We start from the raw sequence: 18,514 nt of genomic DNA on the forward strand, positions 1-18,514 counted from the left end.
GCACACGGAACAGAGCTGATTTCCAAACCTGTTTCGTGTGCTGTGGCTCCCATTTAAGGGAGCCAACCTAAAAACACGGGGGGATATTCTATACACAACGACAAGGGATGTCGTTATCTGATTAATCTTTTAATTAATGAATTCCACCTATTCGGCTAAATCTAATGCCAGTCGGCCACTCACCTTCCTGTTTTTCGAAACTCATCCAGATTGCAGTAGCTTTACCAACCAAATTAGCCTCAGGTACAAAACCCCAATAACGGCTGTCTGCGCTGTTATCACGGTTGTCACCCATCATAAAATATTCACCAGGTGGCACAACCCAGGTCGCCAGTGGCTGGCCTGGTTGCTGGTAATACATCCCCAGTTGATCCTGAGCAATAGGCACCGTGAGGATACGGTGAGTTACGTTACCCAGGCTCTCTTGACGCTCAGCAAGGCGGATACCGCCATCTTTTGTCTGGTTTTGCGGTAATTGCCAGAAACCACTTGAAGCCTCACCACCGCTGGTACGTTCAAATGTCTGAACGAAATCACTGGCTTCAACGTTTGAATAAGTAATCGGCAACGCGCTGCCACATGCCTGGCCTGAACTGCAATTCGGCTGAATAGTCAGTTCCTTGGTTGATGGATCATAAGTAATGCGATCACCGGGCAGACCAATAACACGTTTAATGTAATCAAGACTCGGGTCTTTGGGATATTTGAATACTGCAATATCGCCACGTTTAGGGTGCCCGGTTTCAATCAGTGTTTTTTGGAAAATAGGATCTTTAATGCCATAGGCGAATTTCTCTACCAGAATAAAATCGCCTATCAACAACGTCGGCATCATAGAACCCGATGGAATTTGGAAGGGTTCGAAGATAAATGAACGGACAATCAAAACAATGGCAAGAACCGGAAAAATTGATGCGCCGGTTTCCATCCAGCCAGGCTTAGGCCCAACTTTCTTCAATGTTTTTGCATCAAGTGTACCGTCTGTGGCCGCCTGTGCGGCGGCCTGCTTCTCACGTCGTTTTGGTGCAAAGATAAACTTGTCAATGCACCATAATACGCCCGTCACCAGTGTTGCAATGACAAGGACCAGGGCAAACATATTTGCCATGCCAACTCCTTATTATTTGCTATCTTTACCCACATGCAGAATTGCAAGGAAGGCTTCCTGAGGCAGTTCTACGTTACCGATCTGCTTCATGCGTTTTTTACCTTCTTTCTGTTTCTGCAGCAGTTTCTTCTTACGGCTGACGTCACCACCATAACATTTTGCCAGTACGTTTTTACGTAACTGTTTCACCGTAGAACGGGCAATAATGTGGTTACCAATCGCGGCCTGAATTGCAATGTCGAATTGCTGACGCGGAATCAACTCTTTCATTTTCTCAACCAGGTCACGGCCACGATAAGGTGCGTTATCCCGGTGAGTAATGATTGCCAGGGCATCCACGCGCTCACCATTGATTAATACATCTACACGCACCATGTCGGAAGTCTGGAAACGTTTGAAGTTGTAATCAAGCGAAGCATATCCACGCGAGGTTGATTTCAGGCGGTCGAAGAAATCCAGAACCACTTCGGCCATTGGAATTTCGTAAGTCAGCGCGACCTGGTTGCCGTGGTAGACCATGTTTGTCTGCACACCACGTTTCTCAATGCACAGCGTGATCACGTTGCCCAGATATTCCTGCGGCAACAGCATGTTACATTCAGCAATGGGTTCGCGTAATTCCGCAATATTATTGATAGCAGGTAATTTGGAGGGGCTGTCAACATACAGCTCTTCACCTGCCGTGGTTTCAATTTGATATACCACTGTTGGCGCTGTTGTTATCAGGTCCAGATCGTATTCACGCTCCAGACGCTCCTGGATAATCTCCATATGGAGCAGGCCAAGGAAGCCGCAGCGGAAACCAAAGCCCAGTGCACTGGACGTTTCCGGCTCATAGAACAAAGACGCATCGTTCAGGCTGAGTTTACCCAGCGCATCACGAAACGCTTCATAGTCATCGGAACTGACCGGGAATAACCCTGCGTATACCTGCGGCTTCACTTTTTTGAAACCGGGCAGAGCTTTGTCTGCTGGTGCCCGAGCCAAAGTCAGCGTATCGCCCACTGGCGCGCCATGGATATCTTTAATCGCGCAAACTAACCAACCCACCTCGCCGCAATTAAGGACATCGCGATCAATTTGTTTTGGCGTAAAGATACCCAAACGGTCTGCGTTGTAGGTTTGCCCGGTACTCATCACCTTGACTTTATCGCCTTTGCGCAGGCTACCGTTTTTAATACGAATCAAAGAGACAACGCCCAGGTAGTTATCGAACCATGAGTCGATAATCAGAGCCTGCAACGGTGCTTCAGGGCTGCCTTCCGGAGCCGGAATATCCCGGACCAGGCGTTCCAGCACATCAGGTACACCGACACCGGTTTTAGCCGAGCAACGCACAGCATCAGCGGCATCAATACCGACGATGTCTTCAATTTCTTCTGCGACACGCTCAGGGTCTGCAGCCGGTAAGTCAATTTTGTTCAGTACGGGCACCACTTCAAGATTCATCTCAATAGCGGTGTAGCAGTTTGCCAGGGTCTGCGCTTCAACCCCTTGCCCGGCGTCCACCACCAGCAGAGCCCCTTCACAAGCGGCCAGCGAGCGTGAAACTTCATAGGAGAAGTCAACATGCCCCGGGGTATCGATAAAGTTTAACTGATAAACCTGGCCATCAGTTGCTTTGTAGTCGAGTGTCACGCTTTGCGCTTTAATGGTAATACCGCGCTCACGTTCAAGATCCATGGAATCCAGCACCTGCGCGGCCATTTCCCGGTCACTCAAACCGCCACAAATCTGGATAATTCGGTCCGACAGAGTCGACTTACCGTGGTCGATATGGGCGATGATAGAAAAGTTGCGTATGTTCTTCATATGTGGAGATTTATGCCTTTCAAATCCTGGGAGGCTCCGCGCTATGCGCAGTATAAGCCTGCTATCTTTATGGCCGACTGGTGCCTGAAACGCTGCATTCTACACTACAACCAGAAAGCGAGGAAATGCTCATGCACTCCAGCATCAAGGTTGCTTCATTTATTGAGAGGCAGCAGCGGGCACCCGTTGTGTTTGGGAGGGATTACCTGGGGGTGGCAGGGGATGAATCAACAGTACGCCAGGCGTCTGGTGGCAACCCAATGCTCAAAATAACCGGGTGCATTGAAGCGCGTGCACTCAGGCGGGAGGCGCCCCAGCGCGCAACATAAAACCCCAGCAGGCCACCAGCCAGTGCACCAATGCCTGTCCAGAGGTTGCTGGCAAAAACACCCTGGCAGATACCGGCCACCATAAACAGGCCAATCAGTGGCACCATATAAACCAGTAAAGCAGAGCCCAGCAAACTGCTTTCAGCAATACCCAGTTCCACTTTTTGCCCGGCGCTGAGTGGCTCTGTCGAGTGAACCGAAATTTGGTGTACCGTTTCTGGCCCAAGTTTGTTTAATACCCGGCTACCACAACCTTTGCGCGATGAACACTGGCTACAGCCACTTTGCACATCGCACTGCACTGTCGCAGTGCCATCTTGCCAGGATATTACGGTTGCCCACTCTTTAATCATTGTGTAGCCCTGAATTTTACGCTGTCTGCAATACGTTTTGCTGTTTGTGGAGGCAACTCACCCACAACAGTAATTTCCATACTGTTACGCACTTCACTGCTGACAGTTCGCCGGCCAGTTCGTAATACCTGATCACCTGTAACACCTTCAGCACGGTTAATATTAATTGAAAAACTGAACAGGCCATCAGAATAGAGACGAGACTCTACGGGAACACTAAGAGTTGGTATCGGGCGACGGCTACTGGATACTTCAGTAAACCCCTGTGGCAACCAGGTAGGAGCCCAGGTGAAGTTGTTTTTTTCCGTATCTGGCATAGAAAGCAGAGGCGGTAAACTGGCCTTTTCAAGTTTCTTGATTTTGTCCGGTACCTGCTGCTCAACGGTAAAGGAGATAACCCGGAACTGCTCCAGTGTTTCGCCATCGCGGTCAAGTAAATCAACCCGTAACGGAAGGTGTGTTTCGCTGTCCAGCCAGACAATGTAGCTGTAGCGAGTACCATCGCGGGCAACAATACGCACCACTTCGCACAGCCTGTCAGCAACCCGGGTACGGCCTACCGGAATAAAATCATAATAGGGCGCAAGACGCTTGAAGTCGCTGTAGACCAGAGAGGGTAATGAATCGACGATATAATCGCCGTTAAGCGTGAAAGGATCCAGACCAGGCTCAAAATAGCTGATTTCATTGCCGCGCTGAACGACTTCACGGCGTGGGCCATCCATCTGAAGGAGTTGAGCCAGAGTTTCATTGTTCAGCCGGGCATGAGAATAACGTAGTGATTCCACACCCTGTTTATTGATGCTGATAAAAGAAAGCTCATAGTTCAGAGACTGACTGGCCTGGTTCATTTCCTGCAACAACGCCCCGGGCGATGTAGTATCTGCCGAGGCGTTATGCGTAAAAAAAACACTACCAGCCAGTAAAGAGACAACGCACAAAAGCTGCTTCATTACTGCGATTGCGTTCCTAAAGTTTGATTGCCGGGAACTTCAATACCCGCCTGCTTAGTTTGTGCCTGTTCAAATTGCAGTTTTTCTGCGTGCAACCGGCGCTGCAGTTCATAGTCCTGCAACATGGCATTAATGCGACGGCGCTGTTCCTGCATTTGTTGCTGGCCACCATCAACACTCATGCTGTCAGATGGCACACCAAGGCTAACCGGGCTGGCTTTCCCCATCATGGGTAAGGTATTAAACACCGGAGTTTCAGGCTGAGCAACTGAATCGGCTGCTCTGCCACCGGTATTATATTGCTGCACGCCGACTATCACGGCAAGCGATACACACGCGGCAACACCAATTTGGGTAAGCTGGCTCGCCCAGGGGCGAAGCTTTTTCCAAAATGGCATTTTTTGCCATTGGTGAGGCGTTGGCTGAGATTCTGTAATAAGAGGCGACGGATTACGTGCGGGCTCTTTTTCAATGGCTTCCATAACACGGGCGGAAATATCAAAATCCAGGACGGGTCCTGTATCGCCACGAAGAGTGTCACGGATAAGGTGATAGCTTTCCCACGTCTGTAACAGTGATTTATCGCGCGATAACTCGCTGATAGTTTCACTGTCCAGTGTTTCACCATCCATAAGAGCGGAAAGTTTTTCTTTCTGCATGCCTAGATACCTTTTTCCAGTATGCCGCTATCGTCAACGCCGGATAAGCGGTTGAACTTTATTATCAATTGCTTCCCTGGCCCGGAAGATACGAGAACGAACCGTACCCACAGGGCAGTCCATGATGGCAGCTATTTCTTCATAGCTCAGCCCTTCAATCTCCCGCAATGTAATAGCCATGCGCAAATCTTCCGGGAGGGACTCAATTGTCCGGAAAACAATCTGTCTCAGTTCCTCAGACAACATTAAGTTCTCAGGGTTCGAAATTTCTTTCAATGCCCCACCAGTTTCGAAATTTTCAGCATCATTTGCATCAACATCGCTGGATGGCGGGCGGCGCCCCTGAGCAACCAAATAATTTTTCGCGGTATTCACCGCAATACGATATAGCCAGGTATAAAAAGCACTTTCACCCCGGAAAGAATCCAGTGCGCGATATGCTTTAATGAAAGATTCCTGAACCACATCAGGTACATCACCTGAAGGAACATAACGGGAAACCAGACTCGCAACCTTATGCTGGTAGCGAACAACCAGTAAGTTGAATGATTTTTGATCTCCCTTCTGGACCCGTTCGACAAGAACCTGATCCGCTAACTGCTCGCTCATCCGAGGTAATTTCTCCCCAAACCCAAATTTCCACGCGTAACCAAACTGCCACTCTGTCTTCGCACAATGAGCAAGCACCAGCTAAGACACGCAGAAACAACCAGAGTTCCATTACGCTATTGTTTTTGTTCATTGATTACGGACAAATATCATTTTCATTCTTTTTTGCCGCAGCTGAACGCAAATATTAGCAACCGAAATTTGCGTTCAGGCTTGTGCAGGGTATCTCATGCATCATGTTTTTTCACCTCAAAATCACAGACTAAGGACAAGCCTCGCAAATATTTACTTAAATTTGCGCTTTATCCCCGTCTGCGCCACCTTACCTGTTTAGTCTTTGCTACGAAAATAAAAAAATTGTGCATTTTTTCACAACCTGGTGCTATGCTCAGCAAATCTTGTTTAGTAAATTAAACACAACATCATGACAACTTCATCTGATTATATTAGTGACGTACTGATTATAGGGAGTGGTGCTGCTGGTTTGTCTTTGGCGTTACGCCTTGCCAGTAACCACAAGGTGATTGTACTGAGTAAAGGCCCCATCAGCGAAGGCTCCACCTTTTATGCGCAAGGCGGAATTGCTGCTGTTTTTGATGAAACAGACAGTGTCACTGCACATGTGGAAGATACGCTGGTAGCCGGAGCGGGCATTTGCGAACAGAGTGCTGTTGAGTTTGTTGCCAGCAATGCCCGTCATTGCGTTCAGTGGCTGATAGACCAGGGCGTAATGTTCGATACTGAAACTCAGCCAAACGGTGAAGCTGGCTATCACCTGACTCGTGAAGGGGGACACAGCCATCGCCGAATTCTGCACTCTGCAGATGCCACCGGTAAAGCTGTCGAAACCACGCTTGTCAGCCAGGCGTTAAGCCACCCCAATATTCGCGTTCTCGAACGGTTTAATGCCGTCGACCTTATCATTTCCGACAAGATTGGCTTATCCGGCACCCGACGAGTGGTCGGCGCGTGGATTTGGAACCGTGAAAAAGAGAAAGTGGAAACCTGCAAGGCGCGTTCTGTGGTACTGGCTACCGGAGGTGCATCAAAGGTCTACCAGTATACGACAAACCCGGATATTGCTTCCGGTGATGGCGTAGCTATGGCCTGGCGCGCAGGTTGCCGGGTGGCAAACCTTGAGTTTAACCAGTTCCATCCCACTGCGTTATTTCACCCACAGGCACGCAACTTCTTATTAACGGAAGCACTCCGGGGCGAAGGCGCATATCTTACCCGCGCAGATGGTTCCCGTTTCATGCCAGAGATCGATCCGCGTGCAGAGCTTGCTCCCCGGGATGTAGTTGCCAGGGCAATTGACCATGAAATGAAACGCCTTGGCGCAGATTGCATGTACCTCAATATTAGCCATAAACCCGCACCTTTCATTCGCCAGCACTTCCCCATGATTTACGAGAAGCTGTTAACGCTGGGTATTGATTTAACTACTGACCCTGTTCCCGTTGTTCCCGCTGCGCATTACACCTGCGGCGGTGTGATGATTGATGAACACGGGAGAACCGATATTGACGGGTTATATGCCATTGGTGAAGTAAGCTATACCGGGCTGCATGGTGCTAACCGCATGGCATCGAATTCATTGCTGGAATGCCTGGTATATGGCTGGTCTGCAGCAGAAGATATTAACAAACGGCTGCCTGCAACCAAACATGTCCAACACCTGCCAGTCTGGGATGAAAGCCGGGTTGATGATGCCGATGAGCGGGTGGTCATTCAGCATAACTGGCATGAACTTCGCCTGTTGATGTGGGATTACGTGGGGATTGTTCGAACCAATAAACGCCTTGAGCGGGCGTTACGGCGTATCATGATGCTGCAGCAAGAAATCCATGAGTATTATGCCAATTTCCGCGTTTCCAATAATTTACTGGAACTGCGTAACCTGGTTCAGGTTGCTGAACTAATTGTCCGTTGCGCTCTGATGCGTAAAGAGAGCCGTGGGCTTCATTACACGCTGGATTACCCGGATACGTTGCCTGAATCCGGGCCAACCATTCTTTCGCCCACCAGCTACATAAATAAATAGAAATCCTGGGTCAGGCCGGTGTAAGCCTCTGAGTAATGCTGGTCTGGCCCGCGGATAACTATTCGCTCTGCAAAAAATTCCCCGGCAGTTGGCGATAAACCAAGCAACACACGGTGTGGTGGCTTGCCTTCATGCTCAGTGATATCTGCACGAAAACGGCAATGCCAGCCTTGTTGTTCTGCCTGCGACACAAAAGCCTGCCCTATTGATTCTGGCAACACAACACAAAAAAAGCCCTGTTCAGTAATGCGGTCTGCCGCGCACTGCAAAAGAGAGCTATGATCGAGTTGCGTAGTGTAACGGGCATGCTCGCGCTGAGGTGTTGCGCAGGATACACCTTTGTCGAAATACGGCGGGTTACTGACAATAAGTTCATAACGTTCAGTGTGCTGCAAATGCCACTGTTTAATATCAGACTGGTGAACCGTAATTTTATCGGCCCATGGCGAAGCTGCAGCATTTTCCCGGGCCTGAACAGCTGCTTCATTATCAATCTCAACAGCATCAATGGACGCATGCCCATGGGTACGCTGAGCCAGCATCAATGCCAGTAAGCCACTTCCCGTGCCAATATCCAGGATGCGCTTCACGCCGGCCACAGGTGCCCAGGCACCCAGGAGTACACCATCAGTTCCGACTTTCATCGCACAACGGTCATGCGCCACAAAAAATTGTTTGAAGGTGAACCCACCCCGACGAAGTACTGCTTTATGCCCGGTCATACTTGCTACCTTTACCTGAATCCGTTGTAGCATAGGAGAAAGGGCGTTACGGGGAAAGGGGTTCATGATATTAGAGATGAACATATTAGCCTAAACGTCTATAATCGCCCCCCCACTCAGAGGTAGATGATGACTGTAACCACTTTTTCCGAACTCGAACTTGATGAAAGCCTGCTGGATGCACTCCAGGATAAAGGCTTTACTCGCCCAACAGCTATTCAGGCTGAGGCAATTCCTCCTGCATTGGAGGGCCGCGATATCCTGGGCTCCGCACCAACCGGAACCGGGAAGACTGCGGCTTACTTACTGCCGGTGATGCAACATCTGCTCGATTTCCCGCGTAAAAAGTCAGGGCCTCCTCGGGTGTTGATCCTAACGCCAACTCGCGAGCTGGCAATGCAGGTTGCAGAGCATGCCAAAGAGCTGGCTGCCCATACAAAGCTGGATATTGCCACCATTACTGGCGGCGTCGCTTACATGAACCATGCGGAAGTATTCAGTGAAAACCAGGACATTGTTGTTGCAACAACTGGTCGCCTGCTGCAATACATTAAAGAAGAGAATTTCGACTGCCGCGCCGTTGAAATGCTGATTCTCGATGAAGCAGACCGGATGCTGGATATGGGTTTTGCCCAGGATATTGAGCATATTTCAGGGGAAACTCGCTGGCGTAAACAAACCATGTTGTTTTCCGCCACTCTTGAAGGGCAGGCGATAAAAGATTTTGCTGAACGTTTACTTGAAGACCCGGCTGAAGTGTCTGCCACGCCATCCGTTCGTGAGCGAAAAAAAATACACCAGTGGTATTACCGTGCTGACAACGTTGAGCATAAAACTGCGTTGCTGGTAAACCTGCTGGGTCAGCCTGATGTTACTCGTTCCATTGTTTTTGTGCGTAAGCGTGAACGTGTGCATGAGTTAGCCGGGTGGCTGCGCGATGCAGGAATTCAAACCTGTTATCTCGAAGGTGAAATGGTTCAGGCTAAACGTAATGAAGCAATCAAACGCCTGACCGATGGCCGGGTTAATGTGCTTATTGCTACGGATGTTGCCGCTCGTGGTATTGATATTCCTGATGTCAGCCATGTATTTAACTTCGACTTGCCGCGTGGGAGCGACACTTACCTTCACCGCATTGGCAGAACCGGCCGCGCCGGACGCAAAGGGACAGCCATTTCGTTAGTTGAAGCGCACGACCATTTATTGCTGGGTAAAATTGAGCGTTATATTCAGGAGCCACTCAAATCGCGTGTCATTGAGGAGCTTCGGCCCACCACGCGAACCCCGAGTGACAAATTGAAAGGGAAACCGTCCAAAAAGGTTAAAGCTCGCCGTGAAGAGAAGAAAAAAGAGCAGGATAAAACCAAAGGGCGAGTGAAGCAGCGCCACCGTGACACCAAAAATGTAGGTAAAAGGCGCCAGCCAGCCGCTGCTAAACAGACTTCACCAGAAGCAGAAGGCACGGACAAACAGTCATAATTGCCCCAGACACGTTATTTCACACGATAAGCCTGTGCTCATGCACGGGCTTATTTATTTGTATTGACCGGCCATGAACACAAAAAAAACGCCACACCCGCAGGTATGGCGCTGAAAAAAACGGTTAGCGTACTATTACAGACTTTCAGTGAAAGTACGGGCAATAACATCACGCTGCTGTTCTGGCGTCAGTGAGTTAAAACGCACTGCGTAACCAGAAACACGGATAGTCAGCTGCGGGTATTTTTCCGGGTGTTTCACTGCGTCTTCCAGTGTTTCACGGCGCAGTACGTTCACGTTCAGGTGCTGACCACCTTCAACACGAACTTCTGGTTTAACTTCCATTGGGATTTCGCGATATTCGATTTCACCCAGTTTGCTAACTGAAACCACTTCATCTTCGGCAAAGCCTGCTTTCGCACAAACACAACGTGCTTCACCTTTTTCGCTGTCCAGCAGCCAGAAAGAGTTCATCAAATCGTCATTTGCAGCTTTTGTAATCTGAATACCAGTAATCATGCTATGTCTCCCTAAGAGCAGTTCTTCGTGATTTTAATGGCCAGTGTCTGGCCAATTGGTAAAACCATTGTTGCGATATTGTTTATATACCAGTCGCCAGGTTTGCATTCTTTGATTTTAATCAAAAAAAACCATGCGGTGAAAATGGTCATTAATGGTTCTATTTGTTTTACATCAACTTATGCATTTCATTGATGGATAAAAGTTTTGTAAATTTTCAAAAAAATTTGAATGAAATAGACAAAAATGAAGGTGCCATTTTGCTTCGCAGGGGGAACACGGTAAGCTAGCTCCAGAAAAATTGTGGGAGAGAGGCATGGCAGGAAAACTAACCTGGCACGATGTGCTGGCTGAGGAAAAACAGCAACCTTATTTCATCGAAACACTGCAAAGAGTGGCAGATGTTCGCCGGTCTGGTATTACAGTCTACCCACCAGCAAAAGATGTGTTTAATGCATTTCGTTATACAGAATTAAGTGATATCAAAGTCGTGATTCTGGGTCAGGACCCTTATCATGGCCCGGGGCAAGCCCATGGTCTGGCTTTCTCTGTGCTGCCAGGCATTGCCCCGCCACCATCACTGGTGAATATGTATAAAGAGCTGGAAGGTTCGTTACCCGGTTTTCAACGCCCAAACCATGGCTATCTTGAAAGCTGGGCACGCCAGGGGGTATTACTGCTCAACACAGTGCTAACCGTTGAGGCAGGAAAAGCACATTCTCACGCCAGTTTTGGCTGGGAAACATTCACAGATAAAGTGATTTCATTGATTAATGAGCACTGTGAAGGTGTCGTTTTTCTGTTATGGGGCGCTCATGCCCAGAAAAAAGGCAGTATAATCGACCGGCAAAAACATTTCGTTTTACAGGCTCCTCACCCGTCGCCGTTATCTGCTCACCGTGGTTTCTTTGGGTGTGGGCATTTTATTAAGGCCAATGAGTATTTAGCTGAACGTGGTCTGCCTCCCATCGACTGGGTACCTCATTTACCTGAAGCACCACAAGCGTAACACCTGTAAAAAAGCCGGCGCAAAATCAATGCACCGGCTTGTTCATTACACCTGAGAAAACTTAGTGATTCTGGCGCCACCATTCAGCAAGAATAATCCCGCTGGCTACGGAAACGTTCAGGCTGCTGGCGCTGCCGGTCCCATCAATTGAGACATGCAAATCGGAATTGAGCAGAGCTTCATGTTTCTCATCGCTGCCTTCACGGCCAATCAGCAAAACAACCTTTTTCGGCAACTCTGCTGAAAATAAAGGTGTACCACCTTTCCCGGAAGTGCCAACAATGGTGTAGCCTGCAGCCCTGAACTGGCGCAGCGCTTCCTCAACACTACTGGAGGTAATCGCGCTAACATGCTCGGCTCCACCTTCTGCTGTTCTCACCGCAGCGCCAGACTCCAGTAACCCGGCATCATTCACCAGAACCCCGTTCACACCAAAGTGCGCACAGGAGCGGACGATCCCCCCCAGGTTATGAGGGTTACTGACATCTTCAAGCGCGAGAACACAATCTGTTTCGCCCGCCTGGCTTACCCAAGTATCCACTTCAATACCACGGCGTTTTTTAATCAGGAAACACACGCCGCCATGATGTTCAGTACCTGACGCTTTCGCCAGTTCTTCATCATCAACCACGTGATACGCTTTGCGGTTAGCTGCCATCCAGCGCAAAGCTTCTTTAAAGCGTGGGGTTACGCTCTGAACAAACCAACCACGGACAATCGCTTCAGGGCGGTTCTGGAATAATGCCAGACAGGCATTGATGCCATATACGCGCGTTTCTTCTGCACGCTGCCGACGCAAAACTTCCGGGTCGATAAAGCTCTTACCACTAATGCCGCCATGATCGGCTTCAGGCTGTTCTGCTTCGCCGGGCGCTCTGGACACAGTACGCCATGGAGAACGTTCGCGCGACGCATTGCTGTCTGTGTCTTTACGTGGACCTTTCCACTGCCCCCGGGATGGTTTATCCGGACGACCGCCGCCCTTGCCTGTGCGAGGATTACGCCCACGTTCACCAGAGGCATCATCCGAACGAACATACATCACCTTAACTTTACCGCTCTTACCTTTCATTTCGTCGCTCATTCTCTTTCTCCACCAGCGCTGCGCGAAGCGCGAAGATTACCTGATGTAGCAAGCGTTATCTATTTCCTTTACGCAAAAGCTAACAACTATTGTACCCATCGAATAAATCGCATTGCTGTTAGCAACCTTAACAATAATAATACGCAACATATATTAAACATTTATCCGTAACTTCACTGTGACGAATTATCGTTGAGGTTAGCTATGAAAACAGTATGTACCGCCTGCCAGTCCATCAATCGCCTTCCCGAAGAACGCCTCCAGGATGGCGCAAAATGTGGCCGGTGCGGTCACGCACTGTTCGATGGCAGTATCATCAATGCTACCAGTAAAACACTGGATACAATCCTCAAAGATGACCTGCCTGTGGTTATTGATTTTTGGGCTCCCTGGTGTGGCCCGTGCCGTAACTTCGCGCCTGTTTTTGAAGAAGTGGCGGAGGAACGCCGTGAACATATACGTTTCGTGAAAATCAACACCGAAGCCGAACAAGAACTGAGTGCGCGTTTTCGTATCCGCAGTATCCCCACCATCATGATGTTTAAACAAGGCGAACTGGTGGATATGCTCAATGGTGCTATGCCAAAAGCTCCGTTTGATGAATGGTTGAATGAATGCCTGGAACCACAATCCTGAATCACTTGTTCCAATATCTCCACTCTGAGAGAATGGCGTTTTTCTTGTAAGCCACTTCCATGCACGATAACGCCGTTCTCCGCTTACGCGAGGCAAGACTTGCCCGTTCCACACGCCCATTTCTTGCCCGTGGCAACAAGGTGCGTCGCTGCCAGCGCTGCCTGCTTGCGCTGACGCAATGCTTGTGTGACACCCTGGTTACAGCACCTTCACGCAGCCAGTTCAGTTTGCTTATGTATGATACTGAACCATTGAAGCCGAGTAATACAGGCCGCCTGATTGCAGATATTCTGCCGGAAACAACCGCATTTCAGTGGTCACGCACCGAACCACCAGAACCGCTATTATCAGTAATTTCATCAGGTAACTGGCAACCTATGGTCGTGTTTCCAGCCAACGATACTGGTGAATCACGCAAGGTATATCATCGCCCCCCAACTACCGGGAAACCGCCACTGTTTATTATGCTGGATGGGACATGGAGCGAAGCCCGAAAAATGTTTCGTAAAAGCCCCTGGCTGGACACGCTACCGGTCATTTCTGTGGATTTGAATGCCACTTCCGCCTACCAGTTACGTGAAGCTCACGGTGAAGGGCAGTATTGCACAGCTGAAGTGGCAATTGCCTTACTGGAACTTGCTGGCGATGTTGTGGCATCCCGTCAATTAACCCGGCATTTCACGCTGTTCCGCGAACGTTATCTTGCCGGAAAAGCTCATCATTCACACAAGGTCACAGCAAAACTGGAAGAAAGCATTTAAACTCAGCGAGTCATATCTCTTAGGGAGAGGAAGATGAGCCAGAGAGGACTGGAAGCACTATTACGCCCTGCATCAATCGCCGTTATTGGCGCGTCAATGAAACCAGGGCGTGCGGGTTTTCTGATGATGCAAAACTTACTGGCCGGAGGGTTTAAAGGCCCAGTATTGCCCGTCACACCCGCATGGAAAGCTGTTTGTGGTGTTCTGGCATGGCCTGAAGTTAGTGCATTACCTTTTTCGCCAGATCTCGCGGTACTTTGCACTCATGCCAAACGCAATATTGAATTGCTGGCAGCCTTGGGTAAAAAAGGCTGCAAAACGTGCATTGTGCTTTCTTCTCCCCCGGAGCAACAGGCTGAGCTACTCGCCTGTGCTCAACAATGGCAAATGCGCATTCTTGGCCCTAATAGCCTCGGGTTACTTGCGCCATGGCAAGGGTTGAATGCCAGCTTTTCTCCTGTTCCTATTCGCAAGGGGAAACTGGCATTTATTTCCCAGTCGGCGGCTGTCTCCAACACTATCCTTGACTGGGCTCAACAGCGTGAAATGGGCTTTTCTTATTTTGTCGCGCTTGGTGACAGCCTGGACATCAGTGTAGATGAACTGCTCGACTTTTTAGCCCGGGACAGCAAGACCAGCGCTATTCTGTTGTATCTTGAACACCTCTCTGATGCCCGCCGTTTTGTATCTGCCGGCAGAAGTGCCTCCCGTAACAAACCTGTGGTTGTTATCAAAAGTGGGCGTAGTGAACAAGCCTGGAAGTTGCTCAAAACCCACGGTGGGCTGGATATTGCATGGGATGCGGCCATTCAGCGCGCGGGGATGCTCCGTGTTCAGGATACCCATGATCTCTTCTCTGCAGTAGAAACCCTCAGCCACATGCGCCCACTAAAGGGCGAGAAGATTATGATCATGAGCAATGGGGCGGCCCCTGCCGCACTGGCAATTGATGCTTTGTGGTTAAGAAACGGCAAGCTAAGTGAACTAACAGAAGAGACCTGCAGCCATCTGGCAAAGCTGCTTCCTGCCAGTGTGGAGGCCAGTAACCCGCTTGATTTACGGGATGATGCCACTCCTGAGCATTATTGCCAGGCATTAAGCTGTATGCTTGATGACAGCAATATTGATACGCTACTGATTATTCACGCCCCCAGTGCTGCAGCCCCGGCAACAGAATGTGCTCAGGCGATTATTCAGCAATTGAAACAGCACCCGCGTGGCAAACGCCTGACCATCCTGACTAACTGGTGTGGGGAGCATTCCTCGATTGAGGCCCGGCGGTTATTCAGTGACGCAGCCATCCCTACTTACCGGACGCCAGAAGGTGCCATCACCGCATTCATGCATATGGTTGAATACCGGCGCAACCAAAAGCAATTGCGTGAAACCCCAGCCTTGCCCGCAAACCTGCAACAGAATACAACAGAAGCGCACCGGAGATTACAGCAGGCATTAGAGCAAGGCGTCACCACCCTCGATACCCATGAGGTTCGCCCAATTCTGGAAGCTTACGGTCTGAAAACACTGCCAACATGGATTGCAGGTGACAGCGCTGAAGCCGTGCATATTGCAGAGCAAATTGGCTACCCGGTCGCCCTGAAATTACGTTCCCCAGACATTCCTCATAAATCTGAAGTTCAGGGGGTGATGTTGTACCTCAGGACTCCCGCCGAAGTTGAGCATGCGGCAGAAGCAATTATTGACCGTGTCAGGCTGACCTGGCCTCAGGCAAGTATTCATGGTCTGTTAGTTCAAAGCATGGCTAACCGGGCGGGAGCGCAGGAACTCCGTATTCAGGTGGATAACGACCCACTGTTTGGCCCGCTGATCATGCTGGGTGAAGGTGGCCGAGACTGGCAACCGGATAAACAAGCCGTTGTTGCCTTACCTCCCCTGAATATGAATCTGGCGCGCTATTTGATCATTCAGGCAATTAAATTAGGGAAGATTCGGGGGCAAAGTGCGCTATCACCACTCGATATTGCTGGCCTGAGCCACATTCTGGTGCAAGTATCCAACCTGATTATTGATTGCCCGGAAATCAGTAAGCTGGATATTCATCCGTTGCTGGTTTCTGGCAGTGATTTCAGTTTGCTGGATGTAACATTGCAACTGGCTTCTCCAGAAAATACAACACCGCACCAGCTTGTTATTCGCCCTTATCCCCATGAACTCGAAGAGCAAGTCGTACTGAAAAGTGGAGCTAACTGTTTATTTCGCCCCATTCTTCCAGAGGATGAACCCCTGCTGCAGCTGTTTATTAGCCAGGTGACAAGAGAAGATCTCTATTACCGCTATTTCAGCGAAATCAATGAATTTACCCATGATGATTTAGCTAACATGACGCAGATAGACTACGATCGAGAAATGGCTTTTGTCGCAGTTCGCTCAACATCCGGGGGCGATGAAATTATCGGTGTATCACGGGCAATATCAGATCCCGATAATGTCGATGCCGAATTTGCCGTATTGGTTCGTTCTGATCTTAAGGGCCTGGGGTTGGGAAGAAAATTGATGGAAAAACTCATCAGCTATACTCGGGATCATGGGCTCAATAACTTAAACGGTATCACCATGCCAGGAAATCAGGGGATGATAACACTGGCTAAAAAGTTGGGGTTTCGCATAGAGACGATGCTGGAAGATGGTATTGTCAGCCTGACCCTGCCACTATCAACAGAGTCTGAATTATGAATATGTTAGCTACATTCATGCCTTGTAGTGGTATCATCGACAGATTCTGTCGCCAGGCTTAAGCGCCTGGCTGCCCTAAATAGAGAGAAGATTAGCACTGTGATGTTGTCCAGACTTAAGCGAAATAAACATCAACAACACCTTGCCCAGTTACCCAAGCTTCCTCAGTCAGTTGATGATGTTGAGTTCTTTTTTTCCCCTGCAGATTTCAGGGAAACGCTGCTGGAAAAAATAGCGACGGCGACAAAGCGCATCTGTATTGTTGCGCTGTATTTGGAGCAGGACGATGGCGGACAGGCAGTGCTTGCGGCTCTGTATCAGGCTAAAAAGCTCCGTCCAGAATTAGAGGTAACGGTACTGGTTGACTGGCACCGTGCACAGCGCGGCCGCATAGGTGTTGCGGCATCTGATACAAACGCAGACTGGTACGCCAGAATGGCGTCTGAACATCCGGGTACGGTTATTCCCGTCTATGGCGTTCCTGTCAACACACGTGAAGCATTGGGCGTACTGCATTTTAAGGGGTTCATCATTGATAACGCTGTTTTGTACAGCGGGGCCAGTTTGAACGATGTATACCTTCATCAGCATGATAAATACCGCTACGACCGCTACCACTTAATCCGCAACGGCGCCTTGGCAGATACGCTGTATGTTTGGGTAAAACAAAATCTGGTAGCTGGCATGGCGGTAAACCGGCTCGATGCGCCAGAGCGGCCAAAAAGCCAGGATATCAAAAATGATATTCGCTTATACCGGCAGAAACTACGGGAAAGTAGCTACCACTATACCGGGCGGTCAGATAACGAAACATTATCGGTGACACCACTGGTTGGTCTCGGTAAATCCAGTTTACTGAACAGAACCATTTGCCATCTGATTCCGTGCACTGAACATAAGCTGACTATCTGCACACCTTATTTTAATTTACCCGCTATTTTAGTGCGTAATATCATTGGGCTACTACGAGCAGGTAAGCAAGTCGAAATTATTGTGGGCGATAAAACAGCCAATGATTTTTACATCCCCGAAGATCAGCCTTTTAAAATTATTGGTGCCCTGCCATATCTTTATGAGATCAATTTGCGCAGGTTTATTAGCCGGCTGCAATATTATGTCAACAGTGGCCAGTTAATTGTTCGTTTATGGAAAGATGCAGACAACAGCTATCACCTGAAAGGTATGTGGGTAGATACAGAATGGATTCTATTAACGGGCAACAACCTGAATCCCCGCGCGTGGCGGCTTGATCTTGAAAATGCCATTCTGGTGCACGACCCACTTAATGAACTGGAAGCTTCACGAGAGCACGAACTCCAGTTAATTCGCCAGCACACAACTATAGTTCAGCATTATCGTGACCTGCAAAGTATTGCAGACTACCCGGTTAAAGTGCGTAAACTCATTCGCCGTTTACGCCGAATCCGTATCGATAAGTTGATTAGCAGAATGTTGTAACCTGCCTTTATTTCCTTGTCTGGGTTCGCCAGGCAAGGTTTTATTCTCTCCAGCTATTCCTGTCTTATTAAGCCAGTTATTCCCACTCTTATTTGATACTGCTCGTATTTGTTTTCCATTGCGGCTTAACACATTTGTGGTGCTGTCTGTGTTCATGTACAGGCCGATTCTCTTCTGCCTGACTGTTAAAGTGTTTCCTGGTGTGAAACTGCAGGTAAGTGGCTGAACAGCTGAACAGCCTGAAGCACAAAAGCAAAAAACCCCCAGCTTTCGCTGAGGGTTCTT

16 protein-coding genes are annotated in these 18,514 nt (G+C 49.1%); 7 read left to right on the top strand and 9 right to left on the bottom strand.

Annotated elements, in window-relative coordinates:
• Positions 1-133: 133 nt before the first annotated feature.
• The 6 genes from lepB to rpoE form a co-directional block, all read right to left on the bottom strand.
• Positions 134-1,108: a signal peptidase I gene (lepB, locus tag DT73_RS24310; RefSeq protein ID WP_036116414.1), complete on the bottom strand. Its 975-nt coding sequence runs from the start codon at positions 1,106-1,108 to the stop codon at positions 134-136.
• Positions 1,109-1,120: 12 nt separating this feature from the next.
• On the bottom strand, positions 1,121-2,920 hold the full coding sequence (lepA, locus tag DT73_RS24315; RefSeq protein WP_036116416.1) for a translation elongation factor 4: 1,800 nt from the start codon (positions 2,918-2,920) through the stop codon (positions 1,121-1,123).
• Between the two features lie 202 nt (positions 2,921-3,122).
• Entirely contained in the window at positions 3,123-3,602 is a 480-nt protein-coding gene (rseC, locus tag DT73_RS24320) for a SoxR-reducing system protein RseC (protein WP_036116418.1), read from the bottom strand.
• Positions 3,599-4,555, bottom strand: a complete 957-nt coding sequence (rseB, locus tag DT73_RS24325; RefSeq protein WP_036116421.1) for a sigma-E factor regulatory protein RseB — start codon at positions 4,553-4,555, stop codon at positions 3,599-3,601. Before rseB ends, rseC begins: the two co-directional genes overlap by 4 nt.
• Entirely contained in the window at positions 4,555-5,214 is a 660-nt protein-coding gene (gene rseA / locus DT73_RS24330) for an anti-sigma-E factor RseA (protein WP_036116423.1), read from the bottom strand. Before rseA ends, rseB begins: the two co-directional genes overlap by 1 nt.
• Positions 5,215-5,247: 33 nt before the next feature.
• Positions 5,248-5,823, bottom strand: a complete 576-nt coding sequence (rpoE, locus tag DT73_RS24335; RefSeq protein ID WP_036116426.1) for an RNA polymerase sigma factor RpoE — start codon at positions 5,821-5,823, stop codon at positions 5,248-5,250.
• A gap of 424 nt (positions 5,824-6,247) precedes the next feature.
• Here rpoE and nadB point away from each other — a divergent pair, with 424 nt between their 5' ends.
• Positions 6,248-7,867: an L-aspartate oxidase gene (gene nadB / locus DT73_RS24340; RefSeq protein WP_036116427.1), complete on the top strand. Its 1,620-nt coding sequence runs from the start codon at positions 6,248-6,250 to the stop codon at positions 7,865-7,867.
• Here the strand turns inward: nadB and DT73_RS24345 are convergent.
• Positions 7,852-8,589: a tRNA1(Val) (adenine(37)-N6)-methyltransferase gene (locus DT73_RS24345; RefSeq protein ID WP_036116429.1), complete on the bottom strand. Its 738-nt coding sequence runs from the start codon at positions 8,587-8,589 to the stop codon at positions 7,852-7,854. The genes nadB and DT73_RS24345 overlap by 16 nt on opposite strands.
• Before the next feature lie 129 nt (positions 8,590-8,718).
• On the opposite strand from DT73_RS24345, the gene srmB reads away from it, so the two are divergent.
• Positions 8,719-10,068 (top strand): ATP-dependent RNA helicase SrmB, encoded by a 1,350-nt coding sequence (gene srmB / locus DT73_RS24350; protein ID WP_036116430.1) that lies wholly within the window; start codon positions 8,719-8,721, stop codon positions 10,066-10,068.
• A 135-nt stretch (positions 10,069-10,203) separates the two neighbouring features.
• Here the strand turns inward: srmB and grcA are convergent, their stop codons facing one another.
• Complete coding sequence (gene grcA / locus DT73_RS24355; RefSeq protein WP_036116431.1) at positions 10,204-10,587, bottom strand: autonomous glycyl radical cofactor GrcA; 384 nt, start codon at positions 10,585-10,587, stop codon at positions 10,204-10,206.
• 316 nt (positions 10,588-10,903) lie between these two features.
• Here grcA and ung point away from each other — a divergent pair, with 316 nt between their 5' ends.
• On the top strand, positions 10,904-11,596 hold the full coding sequence (gene ung, locus DT73_RS24360; RefSeq protein WP_036116432.1) for a uracil-DNA glycosylase: 693 nt from the start codon (positions 10,904-10,906) through the stop codon (positions 11,594-11,596).
• Between the two features lie 61 nt (positions 11,597-11,657).
• Here the strand turns inward: ung and DT73_RS24365 are convergent, their stop codons facing one another.
• A complete protein-coding gene (locus tag DT73_RS24365; RefSeq protein ID WP_036116433.1) occupies positions 11,658-12,680 on the bottom strand; it encodes a tRNA/rRNA methyltransferase in 1,023 nt (340 codons plus the stop codon).
• Between the two features lie 204 nt (positions 12,681-12,884).
• Between DT73_RS24365 and trxC the strand changes: the two genes are divergently transcribed.
• The 4 genes from trxC (at position 12,885) to pssA (ending at position 18,229) form a co-directional block, all read left to right on the top strand.
• A complete protein-coding gene (gene trxC / locus DT73_RS24370) occupies positions 12,885-13,316 on the top strand; it encodes a thioredoxin TrxC (RefSeq protein WP_036116436.1) in 432 nt (143 codons plus the stop codon).
• A gap of 59 nt (positions 13,317-13,375) precedes the next feature.
• Positions 13,376-14,077 (top strand): tRNA-uridine aminocarboxypropyltransferase, encoded by a 702-nt coding sequence (locus DT73_RS24375; protein ID WP_036116438.1) that lies wholly within the window; start codon positions 13,376-13,378, stop codon positions 14,075-14,077.
• Between the two features lie 33 nt (positions 14,078-14,110).
• Positions 14,111-16,771: a bifunctional acetate--CoA ligase family protein/GNAT family N-acetyltransferase gene (locus tag DT73_RS24380; protein WP_036116439.1), complete on the top strand. Its 2,661-nt coding sequence runs from the start codon at positions 14,111-14,113 to the stop codon at positions 16,769-16,771.
• Positions 16,772-16,873: 102 nt separating this feature from the next.
• On the top strand, positions 16,874-18,229 hold the full coding sequence (gene pssA, locus DT73_RS24385; RefSeq protein ID WP_036116441.1) for a CDP-diacylglycerol--serine O-phosphatidyltransferase: 1,356 nt from the start codon (positions 16,874-16,876) through the stop codon (positions 18,227-18,229).
• The last annotated feature ends 285 nt before the right edge of the window (positions 18,230-18,514 follow it).

This window comes from Mangrovibacter sp. MFB070 (genome assembly GCF_000705335.1).
Lineage (GTDB): Bacteria > Pseudomonadota > Gammaproteobacteria > Enterobacterales > Enterobacteriaceae > Mangrovibacter > Mangrovibacter plantisponsor.